Raw genomic sequence first — 14748 nt, 5'->3', positions numbered from 1 at the left:
TGGGGTCAGGCGCGCAGGCCCGGTGTGCGCACCCGGAACGCGAACTGCCCGCAGAACGTGAGCTTGCGCAGGTTCACCAGGGCCGTCTTCCGCCGCCTTGCGCGCGCCCAGGCGTCGATCTCCGTGTTGAGCGGGGATTCCTGTCTCCAGTACCGGCCGTAGTGCTGTTTCCGCATGGCGTGACAGGTGCGCATGATCAGTGTCACGCCGTCGAGTGAGGGCCGGATCTCCTCCAGCGCGAGCCCGGCCTCCTCGACCAGCACACGGAATCCGCAGGGCGTGTAGTGCCACAGGCCGAAGGAGTGGTACGGCTCGAACTGGGACGTGCTTCCGGTGAACAGCACGTGGTGGTGTGCCGTCGGCCGGTCCGGCCCAGGTGATGACGGCGCGGTCCTCGGTCAGGGTGACCAGTTCCAGGTGGACGGCCGCGACGGCGTGGGGGGACGGGGAGGTGTCCTGTGTGCGGCGGCGGACCGAAGCGGGGCCGGGGCGAGCAGGAGACCGAAGCGGAGCACCTCGCAGGGACCGGGCACGGCCGCGAGGGCGGCGAGGGGAGCGGACAGCCAGCAGCGCATGCCTGGTATGTGCGCGTCCGCCGTGGACGGTGGACGCGGTGCCGGCGGCCGCGTCAGGTCGGGCACCGGACTTCCTGTCGCGTCACCGTGCGTGACCGAACCGGTCCCGCAGCTCCCGCTTCAGGATCTTGCCGCTCGCGTTACGGGGCAACTCGTCCACGAACAGCACCTGTTTGGGCGCCTTGAAGGACGCGAGCTTCTCGCGCGCGTGGGCGATCAGCTGGGCCTCGGTCACCTCGCCGCGCGGGACGACGACCGCCGTGACGGCCTCGATCCACCGCTCGTCGGGAAGACCGATCACGGCGGCCTCGGCGACGCTCTCGTGCGTGTACAGGGCGTCCTCGACCTGGCGTGAAGCGATCAGCACACCACCGGAGTTGATGACGTCCTTCACCCGGTCGACGATCGTGAAGTAGCCGTGCGCGTCCCGCACCGCCAGGTCGCCGGAGCGGAACCAGCCGTCGCGGAAGGCGGCGGCGCTCTCGTCGGGCCTGTCCCAGTAGCCGTCGCACAACTGCGGTGAACGGTAGACGATTTCGCCGGGCGTGCCGTCGGGCACGTCCTCGCCGTCCTCGTCGACCACACGTGCGTCCACGAAGAGCACGGTGCGTCCGCAGGAGTCCATCCGGCCCTTGTGCTCGTCGGGGCCGAGCACCATGGCCAGGGGACCGATCTCGCTCTGGCCGAAGCAGTTGTAGAGGGCGAGCTTCCCGAGCCGTTCGCGCAGCCGCTCCAGGACGGGCACCGGCATGATCGACGCCCCGTAGTACGCCTTGCGCAGACCGCTCAGGTCCCGGCTCGCGAAGTCGGGCCGGTTCGACAGAGCGATCCACACGGTGGGCGGCGCGAACAGGCTGTCCGCACGCCCGGCCTCGATCAGATCGAACAGGGTGTCCCCGTCCGGCGCGTCGACGATGACGTTGGTCGCGCCGACCGCGATGTACGGGAGCAGGAACACGTGCATCTGGGCCGAGTGGTAGAGCGGCAGCGCGTGCACGGGCCGGTCGCCGGCGCTCAGGTCGAGGGCGGTGATGGCGCTCAGGTACTCGTGCACCAACGACCTGTGGGTCATCATCGCGCCCTTGGGCAGCGCGGTGGTGCCGGAGGTGTACAGCAACTGCACCAGGTCCTCGGTGCGCGGTTCGGGCCCCTCGTACGGCACTGCCGTGGCGAGCCTCGCGAGGAGCGAGTCGTCGGCGTCCCGCAGCGGCAACACCCGTACGCCGTCGGGCAGTCGCCCGGCGAGTTCCGGGTCGGCCAGCACGAGCGCGCTGCCCGACTGGGCGACGATGTACGCCAGGTCGTCGCCGGTCAGGTTCTGGTTCACCGGCACGTGCACGAGGCCCGCGCGGGCGCAGGCGAGGAACGTGATCAGGTAGGCGTCGGAGTTGTGCCCGTACGAGCCGACCCGGTCGCCGGGGACGAGCCCCTCGCCGAGGAGCACGGATGCCGCGCGGGAGACGGCGTCGTCGAGTTCCTCGTACGTCCACCTGCGCTCGCGGTACTCCACCGCGACGCGTGCGGGCGTGCGCCGGGCGCTGCGCCGCAGCACCCCGTCAACCGTGCTGCCGTGTCCTTGCGTCATGGCACATGATCCTCGGCCCCTCGCCCGGAGAGGTCAAGGCGGACGAGGCCCGCGCGAACCCGTCGTGAGCGGGCGCGCGGGCGTCCCCCAGTACGGACGGCGCGCGCCTGTCATGCACCAGTACGCCCCCGAGGTACGCGGACGTACCTGAGCTCCGCGGGCGCCGCGCAGGCCAGAATTCCAGTCCGTGGCATCGGGGGGCCGGGTGGCGAAGACACAGAGCAAGGTCCGGGCGCTGCGCAGGAGGCTGGACGCCTTCGACGAGGACAGTGACGTCTCCCGCGTCCTGCCGCTCCTGCTCGCCCATGACGCCGTTCAGTTGTGGAACGCGGTGGACCGGGCCACCGATCTGGAGGCCATGGACACCTTGGGCCGGCTGTTCTGGGCCCGGTACGGCGCCCAGCCCAAGGGCCGCCGCATCGACGACCTCGGCTACGCGGCCGCCGCCTGTCTGCCCGTGCACCGGCTGGCGCCCGAGCGGGTCCCGGCGCCGCTGGCCATCGTCTACGCATGCATGGGCGTCGAGGCCGCCGAGGCGGCACTGTGCGTCCCGCACGAACCCCAGTGGGGCCCATCACCGCCTCGCTCACGGAATACCCGGATCCGCGAGATCGGGGCCATCGCCGATCTCGTGATCGGCGAGCGGCTGCGGCGAAGAGCGGAGCGGTCCACGCGCCGCTGGGAACTCTTCGGGGTGCTGGAGGCAGCGGTCCTCGGCACGCTGCTCATGATGCTGACGGCCATCCAGGCCCTCGACTGTCACGTGCCGGTTCCGGGTTCGGTCAAGGCGTACATCGTCGCGGGGCTCGGTCTCGTGGCGTTCGCGCTGAGCGCGATCGGTTTCGTCCGCCGGCGCAAGGGCCGGTGAACCGCCCTGGCAGGGCGGCCGAGGATGGTCAGGCGCACTTCCGACCGGACTCAGACCGGACGGGTGCGGCCCTCCCAGTACGGATCCCTCAGCCGTCGCTTGTAGAGCTTGCCGTTGGGGTCGCGGGGCATCTCGGTGGTGAAGTCGATGCTCTTGGGCCGCTTGTAGCCGGCGAGTTGTTCCGCGCAGTGGCCGAGGAGGGCGGCGGCGAGGTCCGGTCCGGGCTCGTGCCCAGGGGCCGGCTCCACGACGGCCTTGACCTCTTCGCCCCAGTCGTCGTGCGGGATGCCGAAGGCGGCGGCGTCGGCGACGGCGGGATGGGCCAGGAGGGCGGACTCGATCTCGGCGGGGTAGATGTTGACGCCGCCCGAGATGATCATGTCGATCTTGCGGTCGCGCAGGAAGAGGTAGCCGTCCTCGTCGAGATAGCCGAGGTCTCCGACGGTGAAGAAGTCGCCGATGCGGTTCTTCCTCGTCTTGGCCTCGTCCTTGTGGTACGAGAAGCCGCCGGTGTTCATCTTCAGGTAGACGGTGCCGAGTTCGCCGGGCGCCAGCCGGTTGCCGTCGTCGTCGAAGACGGCGAGTTCGCTGATGGGCCAGGCCTTGCCCACCGTGCCGGGCTTCTTCAGCCAGTCCTCGGCGGTCGCGAAGGCACCGCCGCCCTCGCTGGCCGCGTAGTACTCCTCCACACAGTGCCCCCACCAGTCGATCATGGCCCGTTTCACATGGTCGGGGCAGGGTGCGGCACCATGGATCGCGTGCCGCATGGACGAGACGTCGTACGACCGCCTTGTGTGGTCGGGCAACGCGAGCAGCCGGTGGAACTGGGTCGGCACCATATGTGTGTGCGTGCACTTGTGGGTGTCGATGAGCCGGAGCATCTCCTCCGGTGTCCACTTGTCCATCAGCACGAGCCGGTGACCGATGTGCAGGGACGCGCCCGCGAACTGGAGCACGGCGGTGTGGTAGAGCGGTGAGCAGACGAGGTGCACGTTGTCGTCGAACGGTTTGATGCCGAAGATGCCGAGGAAGCCGCCGAGGTAGGCCTCCTCGGGGGTCTTGCCGGGCAGCGGGCGACGGATGCCGCGCGGGCGGCCGGTGGTGCCCGAGGTGTAGTTCATGACCCAGCCGAGGGTGCGGTCCGCGGGCGCCGTTCCAGGCTGTCCGTCGAGGAGTTCGGCGTACGGCCGGAAGCCCTCGACCTCGCCGACCGCGTACCGGTGGGTGGCCGGGAGAGCCGCCTCGTCCGCGGCGTGCCGGGCGGCACCGGCGAACCGCTCGTGGGCGATGAGCACCTTGGCGCCGGAGTCGGAGACGATCCAGGCGATCTCCGGGCCGACGAGGTGGTGGTTGACCGGGACGAGGTAGAACCCGGCCTGGCTGGCGGCCAGGTACGCCGTGAGGAACTCGACGCCGTTGGGCAGCACGACCGCGAAGGCGTCGCCGCGTTCCAGTCCCGCGGCGCGCAGGCCGTGCACGAGCCGGTTGGCGGCCGCGTGCAGCCGGCCTGCCGTCCACTGCTCGGCGTCGGGGGCGACCAGGATCATGCGGTCGGGGTCCTGGGCGGCCTGGGCCCAGAAACCGACGGGGGGTGTGCTCACGACCGGCCGCTCCTTCCGGCGATGCGGTTGATACGGTCGACGGCCCGCTCGAAGCCGCGGGTGAGATCGTCGAGGACGGCCTGCACGCTGCGTTCGGCGGTCATCCGGCCGACGATCTGGCCGACGGGCGTGCCGAGCAGCGGCTCGACCTCGTGCTTCTGGATGCGGGAGACCGCCTCGGCGACCAGCAGTCCCTGCAGCGGCATGGGGAGGGTGCCGGGCCCGCCCGGGTCGTCCCAGGCCTCGGTCCATTCGGTGCGGAGCTGACGTGCGGGCTTCCCGGTGAGGGCGCGCGAGCGCACGGTGTCACCGGATCCGGCGGCGAGGAGCTTGCGCGTCAGTGCGGGCGAGTGGAGGTCGGCCTCTGTGGTGGTCAGCCATATGGAGCCCAGCCACACACCTTGGGCGCCGAGCGCCAGTGCGGCCGCCACCTGCTGTCCGCTGCCGATACCGCCCGCGGCCAGCACGGGCAGCGGGTCGACGGCGTCGACGACCTCGGGGGTGAGCACCATGGAGGCGATCTCGCCGGTGTGGCCGCCGGCCTCGTAGCCCTGTGCCACGACGACGTCGATGCCCGCCTCTTGGTGCTTGCGGGCGTGCCTTGCGCTGCCCGCGAGCGCGGCGACGAGCACTCCCCGGTCGTGGGCGCGGGCCACGACATCGGCGGGCGGGGAGCCGAGGGCGTTGGCGAGCAGTCTGATCGGGTAGTCGAAGGCGACGTCGAGCTGGGTGCGGGCGACCTGCTCCATCCAGCCGGTGATGCGCCACCCGGAGGCCTCGCCCTCCGCGAGCTCCGGAACGCCGAACTTGGCGAGGGTGTCCTGGACGAACTTCCGGTGCCCCTCCGGGATCATCGCCTCGACGTCGGCCTCGGTCACGCCTTCGACCTTCTTCGCGGGCATGACGACGTCCAGCCCGTAGGGGCGGCCGTCGACATGTGCCTCGATCCAGTCGAGGTCGCGCTTGAGATCGTCGGGGGCCGTGTAGCGGACCGCGCCGAGCACTCCGAAACCGCCGGCCCGGCTGATGGCCGCGGCAACGGCGGGGAACGGCGTGAAGCCGAAGACGGCGTGCTCGACTCCCAGTTTCCTGCTCAGCTCCGTCTGCATGGGCGCAGGATGCCGCAGTCCCCCGGACGACGGAAGAGGTTTTCTGATGCTCCGTCAGATTCCGTCAGATTTTTGCGGTGAGCACCGGCTGGTAGTAGCCGGTGCCGGGAGGCTCGTGCCAGGTGACGTCGGTGAACCCGGCCGCCGTCGCCGCCTCCGTCAACCGGCCGCGGGTCAGGGCCCGGGAGGCGGTGCGCCGGACGCGGACCTCCCAGCCGGTTCCGGCGGGGTGCAGCTGGAAGTGTTCCAGCTCGTAGCGTTCTCCGTCGTCCTGCCAGTGCCACAACTGGAAGGTGACCACCCGGCCGTCGGCCGTCCCGGAGACCTGGGGAGGCGTCGAGGCCGGACGGCTTCGGCGGAGTCCGTCGTAGTCCCGGACGGTGATCACCACGAGGCCGTCGTCCCGCAGGACCCGTCGTATGCCGGCCAGGGCCGTGTCGAGGTCCGCGTCGGTGAGCAGGTGCGAGAGCGCGTTGTCGGCGCAGAGGACCACGTCGAAGGCGGCGGGGTGGAAGGGCAGGGCCCGCATGTCGGCCGCCGCCGTCGGCAGCGTGGCGCCACGGGCGGCGGCCTCGGCGACGGCCCGGGAGACGGCGACCGGACTCAGGTCGGTGCCGAAGACGTGGTGCCCCATGAGGGCGAGCCCGATCGCCTGGGTGCCGATCCCGCAGGCGCAGTCCAGGATCCGGTGCGGTCCCCGGCCCAGCCGCTCCTGAACGAGGCCGTCGAGCGCGGCGGCCTGGCGGGCCATGCTCGCGTCCCAGTCCGGGAAGATCAGGTGGTAGTCGGGGGCCAGCCGGTCGTAGAAGTCACGGGCCGAGGGTGTCTCGGACATATGACCTCAGCCCCGCTCCAGCATCGCCATCGCCGCGTTGTGCCCGGGCACCCCGCTCACCCCTCCGCCGCGCACCGCGCCCGCCCCGCACAGCAGCACGTTGGCGTGCCGGGTCTCCACGCCCCAGCGGCCGGTGTCCTCCTCGGCGTAGGGCCAGGAGAGGTCGCGGTGGAAGATGTTGCCGCCCGGCAGGCGCAGGTCGCGTTCGAGGTCGAGCGGGGTCTTCGCCTCGATGCAGGGCCGGCCCTCGGCATCCGTCGCGAGGCAGTCGGCGATCGGTTCGGCGAGGTGGGCGTCGAGCTGCGCGAGCGTGGACTTGAGGAGCTCGTCGCGTACCGCGTCGTTGTCCCGGTCGAAGAGCCGTGCGGGCGTGTGGAGGCCGAAGAGGGTGAGGGTCTGGTAGCCCGCGTCGACCAGGTTCCGGCCGAGGATCGTGGGGTCGGTGAGGGAGTGGCAGTAGATCTCGGACGGGGGCGCCGCGGGAAGTTCGCCGGACGCGGCCTGGGCATGGGCGGTGGCCAGCTGTTCGTAGCCCTCGGCGACGTGGAAGGTGCCGGCGAAGGCCTCCCGTGGGTCGACAGAGCCGTCGCGCAGCCTCGGCAGCCGCTTGAGCAGCATGTTCACCTTCAGCTGAGCGCCCTCGGCGGGCGTCGGCGCCGGATCGCCGGTCAGTGCCGCCAGTTCCTGCGGCGAGGCGTTCACGAGGACGTGCCGGGCGGTGGCGATGCCCTCGCCGTCGGCCGTGCGGTGGGTGACCTCGGCGGACTTCCCGTCCGTCTGGATCCGTACCGCCTCGTGCCCGGTCGCGATCACCGCACCCGCGGCGCGCGCGGCGGCGGCCAGCGCGTCGGTCAGGGCACCCATGCCGCCCACGGGCACGTCCCAGGCGCCGGTGCCGCCGCCGATGACGTGGTAGAGGAAGCAGCGGTTCTGCCGCAGGGAGGGGTCGTGGGCGTCGGCGAAGGTGCCGATCAGGGCGTCGGTGAGGACCACTCCCCGCACCAGGTCGTCGGTGAAGTTCCGCTCGATCGTGGCGCCGATCGGCTCCTCGAACAGCGCACGCCAGGCGTCCTCGTCGTCGACGCGGCGGCGCAGCTCGTCACGGGTGGGCAGCGGTTCGGTGAGGGTCGGGAAGACCCGCTGGGCGACCTGGCCGGTCATGCCGTAGAAGCGCTGCCAGGCCTCGTACTCGCGGCTGCCGCCCGTCAGCCGGGCGAAGGCCTCCCGGGTGCGCCGTTCGCCGCCGCCGACGAGCAGTCCGGTCGGCCGTCCGTCCCGTTCGACCGGGGTGTACGACGAGACGGTGCGGCCACGGACCCGGAAGTCGAGGCCCAGGTCCCGCACGATCTTCTTGGGCAGCAGGCTGACCAGGTACGAGTAGCGCGACAGACGGGCGTCGACACCGGTGAACGGGCGGGTCGACACGGCGGCGCCGCCCGTGTGGTCCAGGCGCTCCAGTACGAGCACGGACTTGCCGGCCCGGGCCAGGTAGGCGGCCGCGACCAGGCCGTTGTGGCCGCCGCCGACGATGACGGCGTCGTACGTCCGGGATCCCTCGTGTGCAGGCATGGTTCTTCGTAACACGTGATGATCTACAGCGGCCAGAGGCGTGCCGTGCCTGCCCCGCTCAGCGTCCGCCGGACGCGCGCTGCTGGCGCAGCACCGCCACCCGGCGGTACAGCTCGACGGCCTCGGCGCCGCGGCCGAGCTGTTCCAGGCAGTGGGCCTCGTCGTTGCGGCTGGCCAGGGTGTCGGGGTGGTCGGAGCCCAGCACGCGCTCACGGGCGGTGGCGACCCGGCGGTACTCGCTCAGCGCGTCCGGCCAGCGGCCGAGCCAGCCCAGGCTCACGGCGACCTCGCGGCGGCTGACCAGGGTGTCGGGGTGGTCGGGGCCGAGGACACGCTCGCGGATGGCGCAGACGTCGCGGGACTCCGCGAGTGCCTCTTCCCAGCGGCCGAGCCGTCCGAGGTTCACGCCGAGGCCGTGGCGGGCGCGCAGGGTCTCGGGATGGGCGGGGCCGTGGACGCGGGTGCGGTCGTCGACCAGGTCGCGGTACAGCTTGAGCGCGTCCGCGCTGCGGCCGAGGCGGCCGAGGCTGATGCCGACCTCGTAGCGGGCGGCGAGCGTGTCGGTGTGGTCCGGGCCGAGTGCCTGTGCGCGGGCCTCTGCGACCTCGCGATAGGTGCGCAGCGCCTCCTCCCAGCGGCCCAGCTGCCCGAGCGCGTAGGCGACTTCGTAGCGGGTCACCAGGGTGTCGGGGTGGTCCGCGCCCAGTACCCGGGCGCGGGCGGCGGCCACCTCGCAGGCCATGCGGTACGAGTCGTCCAGGCGGCCGAGCCTGCTGAGGTTGAAGGCGAGGTTGTGGCGGCAGCGCAGGGTGTCGGGGTGGTCCGGGCCCATGGTCCGCTCCCGGGCGGCCAGGACCGACGTGTACGCCTGGTGGGCGTCGAAATGACGGCCCAACTGGCCCAGGACGTAGGCCGTTTCCTGCCGGGCGGCGAGCGTGTCGGGGTGGTCGGCGCCCAGCACCCGCTCTCTCGCCCGGGCGACCTCGGTGTACTCGCGCAGGGCGTCGGCGGCGCGGCCGGTACGGCTGAGGGTGAAGGCGATCTCGTACCGGCTGGCGAGCGTGTCGGGATGGTCGGGACCGAGCAGGTGGGCGCGCTCGGCGGCGACCGCGCGGTGCGCCTCGCCCGCCTCGGCCCAGCGGCCGAGCCGCCCCAGGCTGAGACCCGCGTTGTGCCGTCCGGCGAGAGCGGTGACAGCCTCCGGGGGCGGGGCGAAACGTACCGGCACGTGTGCCGGGCCGGTGTCCGGCCGGGCGATCCACTCGCAGGAGAGGCCCACTCCGGCGTCCGGGGGTGTGGTGCGCAGTCCGGCGCCGGTCGCCTTGTGGCCGGTGGTCATGCCCCGGGTCCAGGACGGCAGCCGGGGCTCGGGGGGCCCGGGTTCGGAGGACACGGGCCCGGAGGACACGGGCTCGGGGGGCCGCAGTCGGGGCTGGGGCGTCACGACGGTAGGCACGTACCCGGGTGTCGTACGGCCGGCGGTGATGCGCCGCCCCAGCTCACGGGCGTCGTACGGGCGTTGCTCCGGCCGCTTGGCCAGCAGGTCGAGGATGACCTTCTCCAGGTACTCCGGGAGCTCGGCACGGTGGCCGCGCGGCGGGCGGGGCGGGGTGTCACGGTGGCCGACGAGGATGGCCCAGGCGTCGTCCAGGTCGAACGGCGGTGCGCCGGTGGCGATTTCGTAGAGCACGCAGCCGAGCGAGTACAGATCGCTGCGGTGGTCGACCTCGGAGCCGCTGATCTGCTCCGGCGACATGTAGTGCGGGGTGCCCATCGCGATGCCGGTGCCGGTCAGCCGGGCGGTGAAGCCGATGTCGTGCCCGAGGCGGGCGATGCCGAAGTCGCAGATCTTCACCGTGCCGTCGTCGAGCCGCATGATGTTCGCGGGTTTCAGGTCCCGGTGCACGATGCCCTGTCGGTGGGTGTAGGCGAGGGCGGCGGCGACCTGGTCGGCGATGTCGACGACATCGGGGACGGGCAGCGGGTGGTGCTTGTTGTCCTCCAGGAGCTGACAGAGGTTGCGGCCCTCCAGCAGCTCCATGACCAGGTAGAGGATGCCGTCGTACTCGCCGAAGTCGTGGACGACCGTCACCCCGCGGTGCGAGAGCGCGGCGGCCACCCGGGCCTCGCGGCGGAACCGTTCCCGCAGAACGCGGGTGAAGGCCTGGTCGTGGTGCGGGCCGAGCGGCTTGAGGCACTTCACCGCGACATGCCGTCCCAGGGACTCGTCCCGGGCACGCCACACCTCGCCCATCCCGCCGCGCCCGATCAGATCGAGCAGCCGGTACCGGCCCTGGACCAGCCTGGTGTCCGCCATCGCCCGCCGTCGCCCCCGTCGCCGTCCGCCCCTCCGCCGGGGTTGCCGTCAAGGCGCGGCCGCGCCGAGCCGGCCCGATCCGTGACACACCCCCCTGCTCGTCCAGTATGGCGGCTTATCGTCCGACTTTGTACGGTGCCGGACGCGCGCCCGGGCCGAGTCTGGCCATGGCCCGCAGGATGTGTTTGGGCGGGAGCTGCCAGCGCAGACGTGCGGGAACACAGCGCAACAGGGTGCCCGTGGCACGCAGTCGGCGGGTGACCGTGGCCGGTGCGGGGGCCGGTCTGCCGTACAGCTCGTGGGCGTACGGCGGCAGGGAGGCGTACGCCAGATGGGCCACGCGCCGCCACAGCACCTCGCGCGCCGGCACCAGGAGGGGATGCGTCGGCGGACGGAGCAGGAAGTCGTCCACCACGCGTGCCTCGGGTCCCGCGGCGAGCCGGGGCCGCACCTTCTCGAAGTAGGCGGCCATCTCTTCCCGGTCGGCGGGTACGGCCTCGGGGTCGAGGCCCACCAGCCGGGCGCTGACCCGGTGTTCGGCGATGTAACGGTCGGCCTGCGCGTCCGTGAGGGGGAAGCCGGAGCGGCACAGGACGTGCAGATAGGAGTCGATCTCGGCGCAGTGCACCCAGAGCAGCAACTCGGGTTCGTCGACGCCGTACCGCTCCCCGGTGTCCGGATCCGTCGCCCCCAGCTTGCTGTGGATCTTCCGCACCCGGGCCCCCGCCCGCTCGGCGGCCTCCGTCGTGCCGTACGTCGTCGTGCCGACGAAGTTCGCGGTGCGCATCAGCCGGCCCCAGGCGTCCTGCCGGAAGTCGGAGTTCTGCATCACGCCGCGCACCGCGCGCGGGTGCAGCGCCTGAAGGTAGAGCGCGCGGATCCCGGCGACCCACATCATGGGGTCGCCGTGCATCTGCCAGGTCACCGACCGCGGAGTGAACAGCCCCGGGTCACCCGGACGGAGGTCTGCCATGGGGGCGGACATACCCGCAGGCTAGCGCCGTACCCGCGGCATCCCCAGACCGATCCAGGAGATGATCTCGCGCTGGATCTCGTTGTTGCCGCCGCCGAAGGTGAAGATGACCGCCGAGCGGTAGCCGCGTTCCAGGTCTCCGTGGAGGACCGCGCCCGCGGAGCCCTCCTTCAGGGGGCCCGCGGCCGCGACGATCTCCATGAGCCAGGCGTAGGCGTCCCGGCGGGCCTCGGAGCCGTACACCTTCACCGCGGAGGCGTCCTGCGGGGTGAGCGTGCCCTCCTGGACGGCGGTGACCATCTGCCAGTTGAGCAGCTTCATCGCGTCGAGCCTGGTGTGGGTCCTGGCCAGCCGGCCGCGGACCCAGGGCAGGTCGATCACCCGGCGGCCGTCGGCGAGCTTGGTCTCCATCGCCCAGCGCTGGACGTCGTGCAGGGCGCGGATCGCCATGGTGCCGTGGGCGGCGAGGGTGACGCGTTCGTGGTTGAGCTGATTGGTGATCAGCCGCCAGCCCTGGTTCTCGGCGCCCACCCGCCGCGAGACGGGGACGCGGATGTTCTCGTAATAGCTGGCCGTGGTGTCGTGCGAGGCGAGGGTGTTGATGACGGTGCAGGAGTAGCCGGGGTCCGAGGTCGGCACGAGGAGGATGGTGATGCCCTTGTGCTGGGGGGCCTCCGGGTCGGTGCGCACGGCCAGCCACACCCAGTCCGCGGTGTCGCCGTTGGTCGTCCAGATCTTCTGCCCGTTGACGACGTACTCGTCGCCCTCCCGTACGGCCCGGGTCTTCAGGGAGGCCAGGTCCGTGCCCGCGTCGGGCTCGCTGTAGCCGATGGCGAAGTCGATCTCGCCGGAGAGGATCCTCGGCAGGAAGTAGGCCTTCTGCTCATCGGTGCCGAACTGCATGATCGTCGGGCCGACCGTGTTCAGCGCCATCAGCGGCAGGGGTACGCCGGCCTGCGCGGCCTCGTCGAAGAAGATGAACTGCTCCAGGGGCGTCAGACCGCGCCCACCGTACTCCTCGGGCCAGCCCACACCGAGCCGGCCGTCCGCACCCAGCCGCCTGATGGTGTCGCGGTAGAACCGCTTCTGCGCGGCCGGGTCGGAGTAGCGGGCGTAGGCGTTGTCCGGCACCAGGTCGGCGAAGTAGGCGCGCAGTTCGGTGCGCAGTCGCTGCTGCTCGGGCGTGTGGTCGAGATGCACGGCGCCTCCAGGCTCCCGATTTGGCCGGTCCTGTCGGCGCACACCGTAGAACGTGTTCCAGAAATTGGGAACGCTTCTGTCTCAGCCCAGCGTTTCGATGAAGTCCCCGCAGGCCCGGGCGCACGCCAGGCACGCCGCCGCGGTCCCGTCGGCGTCGGGCCACCCGTCGAGAGCCCGCGCGCAGTCGAGGCAGACCGTCCGGCACCACTCCAGCTGCACCCGGATGCCGGTCTCGTCCTGGCTCTCGGCGAGCACCCGGCAGGTCGCGTCGCACACCTCCGCGCACATGACGGCCTGCCGGCGAACCCGCTCCTGGCTGTCGCCCCCGTCCGGATGCATGGCGCTCGCGCCCAGTGCGCACGCCCGAGCGCACTCCGTGCACGCCTGTGCGCAAGCGAAACGATCCTCCAGGAATCGGTAGGGTTCCTGGCGAAAATTCACCGGTGACACACTGGGCGGGTTACCGGAACCGGTGCGGCCAAACCCCGGATCCGATGTCGCCCGGCGTCGACGGACGGTCACGGAAGGTGTCCGGTTCGCCCCTGTCTGGGTGGGGTATCCCTGTGCTATGAGTACCGAATCGATGCAGCTGGCCGCGGCGAGCGGCGGATTGATGGGCCTCTTCTTCTTCCTGGTGGCCGTCGCCGTTCTGGGCGTGCTCGCCGGGGGCTACTGGATGACCTCCCGGGTCAAGTACAACGAGTCCCTCCGGCCGCGCCCCGAGGAGCAGCCGAAGCTGCCGCCGGAAGGCGCGGTGCACGAGATCCGCGAGAACCGGGAACCCGACGAGATACCGCTGATCCCCAAGGGCGAACGCCCGCTCACCCCGTACGACCTGGGAAACTTCGGCACCAAGCCGAGCGCGTCGCAGGACCGCCCGCGCTGGAGCAAGGGCACGAGCGGCTCGTTCGGCGGCGGCGGACTCGGCGCTCACTGAACACCGCCGGGGACCCTGCGCCGCCGGAGGCCTGTCAGCGGGCGTCGAGGCGTCCGACGTGGGCCACGTTCGCGCGGTCCTCGGCGTCCTCGCTGGGCTCGGCCGCGAACCAGGCGTCGAGGATCTCCCTGAGGACCGGCTCCGAGGTCAGGCGCAGACCGAGGGCGAGCACGTTGGCGTCGTTCCAGCGGCGGGCGCCGTCCGCCGTGTAGGCGTCCGCGCACAGGGCCGCCCGCACGCCCGGCACCTTGTTCGCGGCGATCGAGGCGCCGGTGCCGGTCCAGCAGCACACGACGGCCTGGTCCGCCGCGCCCGCGGCCACATCGCGGGCCGCCGCCTCGGAGCAGACCGCCCACTGCGGGTCCGCTCCCGGTTCCAGCGCGCCGTACGCGCGCACTTCGTGGCCGCGCCGGCGCAGCTCCTCGACGAGGTGGCGGGCGACGGGTTCGTCCATGTCGGAGGAGACGGAGATCCGCATGCTCCGGAGCCTAGTGGGTCCCGGGGCGGCGTCGGCCTGCGTGGTCGGCCGGTGCTGGGTCCGTGACGGCGCCGGCGCGGGCAGGCCGCCCCGGCCGCCCCAGACCTTCGTCTCCCGGACCGTGACGTCCCAGCCTGCCGCCTACCGTGACGTCCCAGCCTGCCACCCGCGGCACGCTCGCCCCGGCGGCGAGGACCCGTCGAAGCCCGCAGAGCGGGCGCCCCTGCGCCTGCCGGCTCCGGCAATCGCCTCGCCCGTCCTCGGCCTCGCACGGTAGACAGGGGCCCATGGCCCGCCTCCACGACATCGTCTTCGACTGCGCCCGCCCCGCCGCCCTGGCCCGCTTCTGGGCGGCGGCGCTGGACGACTACGCCGTGGCCCCGTACGACGAGGCCGAGCTCGCGCGTCTGCGCTCGCTCGGCTTCGCCGGGCCCGAGGACGACCCGACCGTGCTCGTGGAGCCGACAGGTGCGGGTCCGCGCCTGTGGTTCCAGCTCGTGCCCGAGCCGAAGCGGGTGAAGAACCGGGTGCACCTGGACGTGCGCGCCGCCGACGTGGCGGCCGAGACCGACCGGCTGTCCGGGCTGGGCGCGTCGGTCCTCGCGCGCCATGCCGACCACACCGTCCTGGCCGACCCCGAGGGCAACGAGTTCTGCCTGTTCGGGGCCGGCTGAGAGGGTGTCGCACGGATCAGGGTGTCG

Annotated in this window: 14 protein-coding genes; 3 read left to right on the top strand and 11 right to left on the bottom strand. The window is 72.1% G+C overall.

Annotation, left to right across the window (positions count from 1 at the left end):
* Positions 1 to 5: 5 nt before the first annotated feature.
* On the bottom strand, positions 6 to 344 hold the full coding sequence (locus ACIPSA_RS28790; protein ID WP_402639498.1) for a hypothetical protein: 339 nt from the start codon (positions 342 to 344) through the stop codon (positions 6 to 8).
* A 313-nt stretch (positions 345 to 657) separates the two neighbouring features.
* Positions 658 to 2160 carry an acyl-CoA synthetase gene (locus tag ACIPSA_RS28785; protein WP_402639496.1) on the bottom strand — a complete coding sequence of 501 codons (1503 nt, stop codon included), beginning with the start codon at positions 2158 to 2160 and terminating at the stop codon, positions 658 to 660.
* 187 nt (positions 2161 to 2347) lie between these two features.
* Here ACIPSA_RS28785 and ACIPSA_RS28780 point away from each other — a divergent pair, with 187 nt between their 5' ends.
* The gene (locus ACIPSA_RS28780; RefSeq protein WP_402639494.1) at positions 2348 to 3028 is read left to right on the top strand and encodes a hypothetical protein; all 681 of its coding nucleotides are present in this window, start codon (positions 2348 to 2350) and stop codon (positions 3026 to 3028) included.
* Between the two features lie 50 nt (positions 3029 to 3078).
* On the opposite strand, the gene ACIPSA_RS28775 is transcribed toward ACIPSA_RS28780, so the two are convergent.
* The 8 genes from ACIPSA_RS28775 to ACIPSA_RS28740 form a co-directional block, all read right to left on the bottom strand.
* Positions 3079 to 4629, bottom strand: coding sequence for an acyl-CoA synthetase (locus ACIPSA_RS28775; RefSeq protein WP_402639493.1), 1551 nt, complete (start codon positions 4627 to 4629; stop codon positions 3079 to 3081).
* A complete protein-coding gene (locus ACIPSA_RS28770) occupies positions 4626 to 5738 on the bottom strand; it encodes an NAD(P)H-dependent flavin oxidoreductase (RefSeq protein WP_402639491.1) in 1113 nt (370 codons plus the stop codon). The genes ACIPSA_RS28775 and ACIPSA_RS28770 overlap by 4 nt, the downstream gene beginning before the upstream one ends.
* A 64-nt stretch (positions 5739 to 5802) precedes the next feature.
* A complete protein-coding gene (locus ACIPSA_RS28765; RefSeq protein WP_402639489.1) occupies positions 5803 to 6573 on the bottom strand; it encodes a class I SAM-dependent methyltransferase in 771 nt (256 codons plus the stop codon).
* 6 nt (positions 6574 to 6579) lie between these two features.
* Positions 6580 to 8142, bottom strand: a complete 1563-nt coding sequence (locus tag ACIPSA_RS28760; RefSeq protein WP_402639487.1) for a phytoene desaturase family protein — start codon at positions 8140 to 8142, stop codon at positions 6580 to 6582.
* Between the two features lie 58 nt (positions 8143 to 8200).
* On the bottom strand, positions 8201 to 10459 hold the full coding sequence (locus ACIPSA_RS28755) for a tetratricopeptide repeat protein (RefSeq protein WP_402639485.1): 2259 nt from the start codon (positions 10457 to 10459) through the stop codon (positions 8201 to 8203).
* 115 nt (positions 10460 to 10574) lie between these two features.
* A complete protein-coding gene (locus ACIPSA_RS28750) occupies positions 10575 to 11432 on the bottom strand; it encodes an oxygenase MpaB family protein (protein ID WP_402639483.1) in 858 nt (285 codons plus the stop codon).
* A gap of 21 nt (positions 11433 to 11453) precedes the next feature.
* Positions 11454 to 12632: an acyl-CoA dehydrogenase family protein gene (locus tag ACIPSA_RS28745; RefSeq protein ID WP_402639481.1), complete on the bottom strand. Its 1179-nt coding sequence runs from the start codon at positions 12630 to 12632 to the stop codon at positions 11454 to 11456.
* Between the two features lie 81 nt (positions 12633 to 12713).
* The gene (locus ACIPSA_RS28740; protein WP_402639480.1) at positions 12714 to 13082 is read right to left on the bottom strand and encodes a ferredoxin; all 369 of its coding nucleotides are present in this window, start codon (positions 13080 to 13082) and stop codon (positions 12714 to 12716) included.
* Between the two features lie 118 nt (positions 13083 to 13200).
* Here ACIPSA_RS28740 and ACIPSA_RS28735 point away from each other — a divergent pair, with 118 nt between their 5' ends.
* A complete protein-coding gene (locus ACIPSA_RS28735; protein WP_402639478.1) occupies positions 13201 to 13569 on the top strand; it encodes a DUF6479 family protein in 369 nt (122 codons plus the stop codon).
* A gap of 34 nt (positions 13570 to 13603) precedes the next feature.
* Here ACIPSA_RS28735 and ACIPSA_RS28730 read toward each other — a convergent pair whose 3' ends face one another.
* Positions 13604 to 14047, bottom strand: coding sequence for an RpiB/LacA/LacB family sugar-phosphate isomerase (locus tag ACIPSA_RS28730; protein ID WP_402639477.1), 444 nt, complete (start codon positions 14045 to 14047; stop codon positions 13604 to 13606).
* A gap of 287 nt (positions 14048 to 14334) precedes the next feature.
* Between ACIPSA_RS28730 and ACIPSA_RS28725 the strand changes: the two genes are divergently transcribed.
* Positions 14335 to 14721, top strand: a complete 387-nt coding sequence (locus tag ACIPSA_RS28725; RefSeq protein ID WP_402639475.1) for a VOC family protein — start codon at positions 14335 to 14337, stop codon at positions 14719 to 14721.
* Positions 14722 to 14748 lie beyond the last annotated feature (27 nt).

The sequence above is a fragment of the Streptomyces sp. NPDC086549 genome (genome assembly GCF_044746205.1).
GTDB lineage: Bacteria > Actinomycetota > Actinomycetes > Streptomycetales > Streptomycetaceae > Streptomyces.
This window is presented reverse-complemented; position numbering and strand designations above follow the sequence as displayed.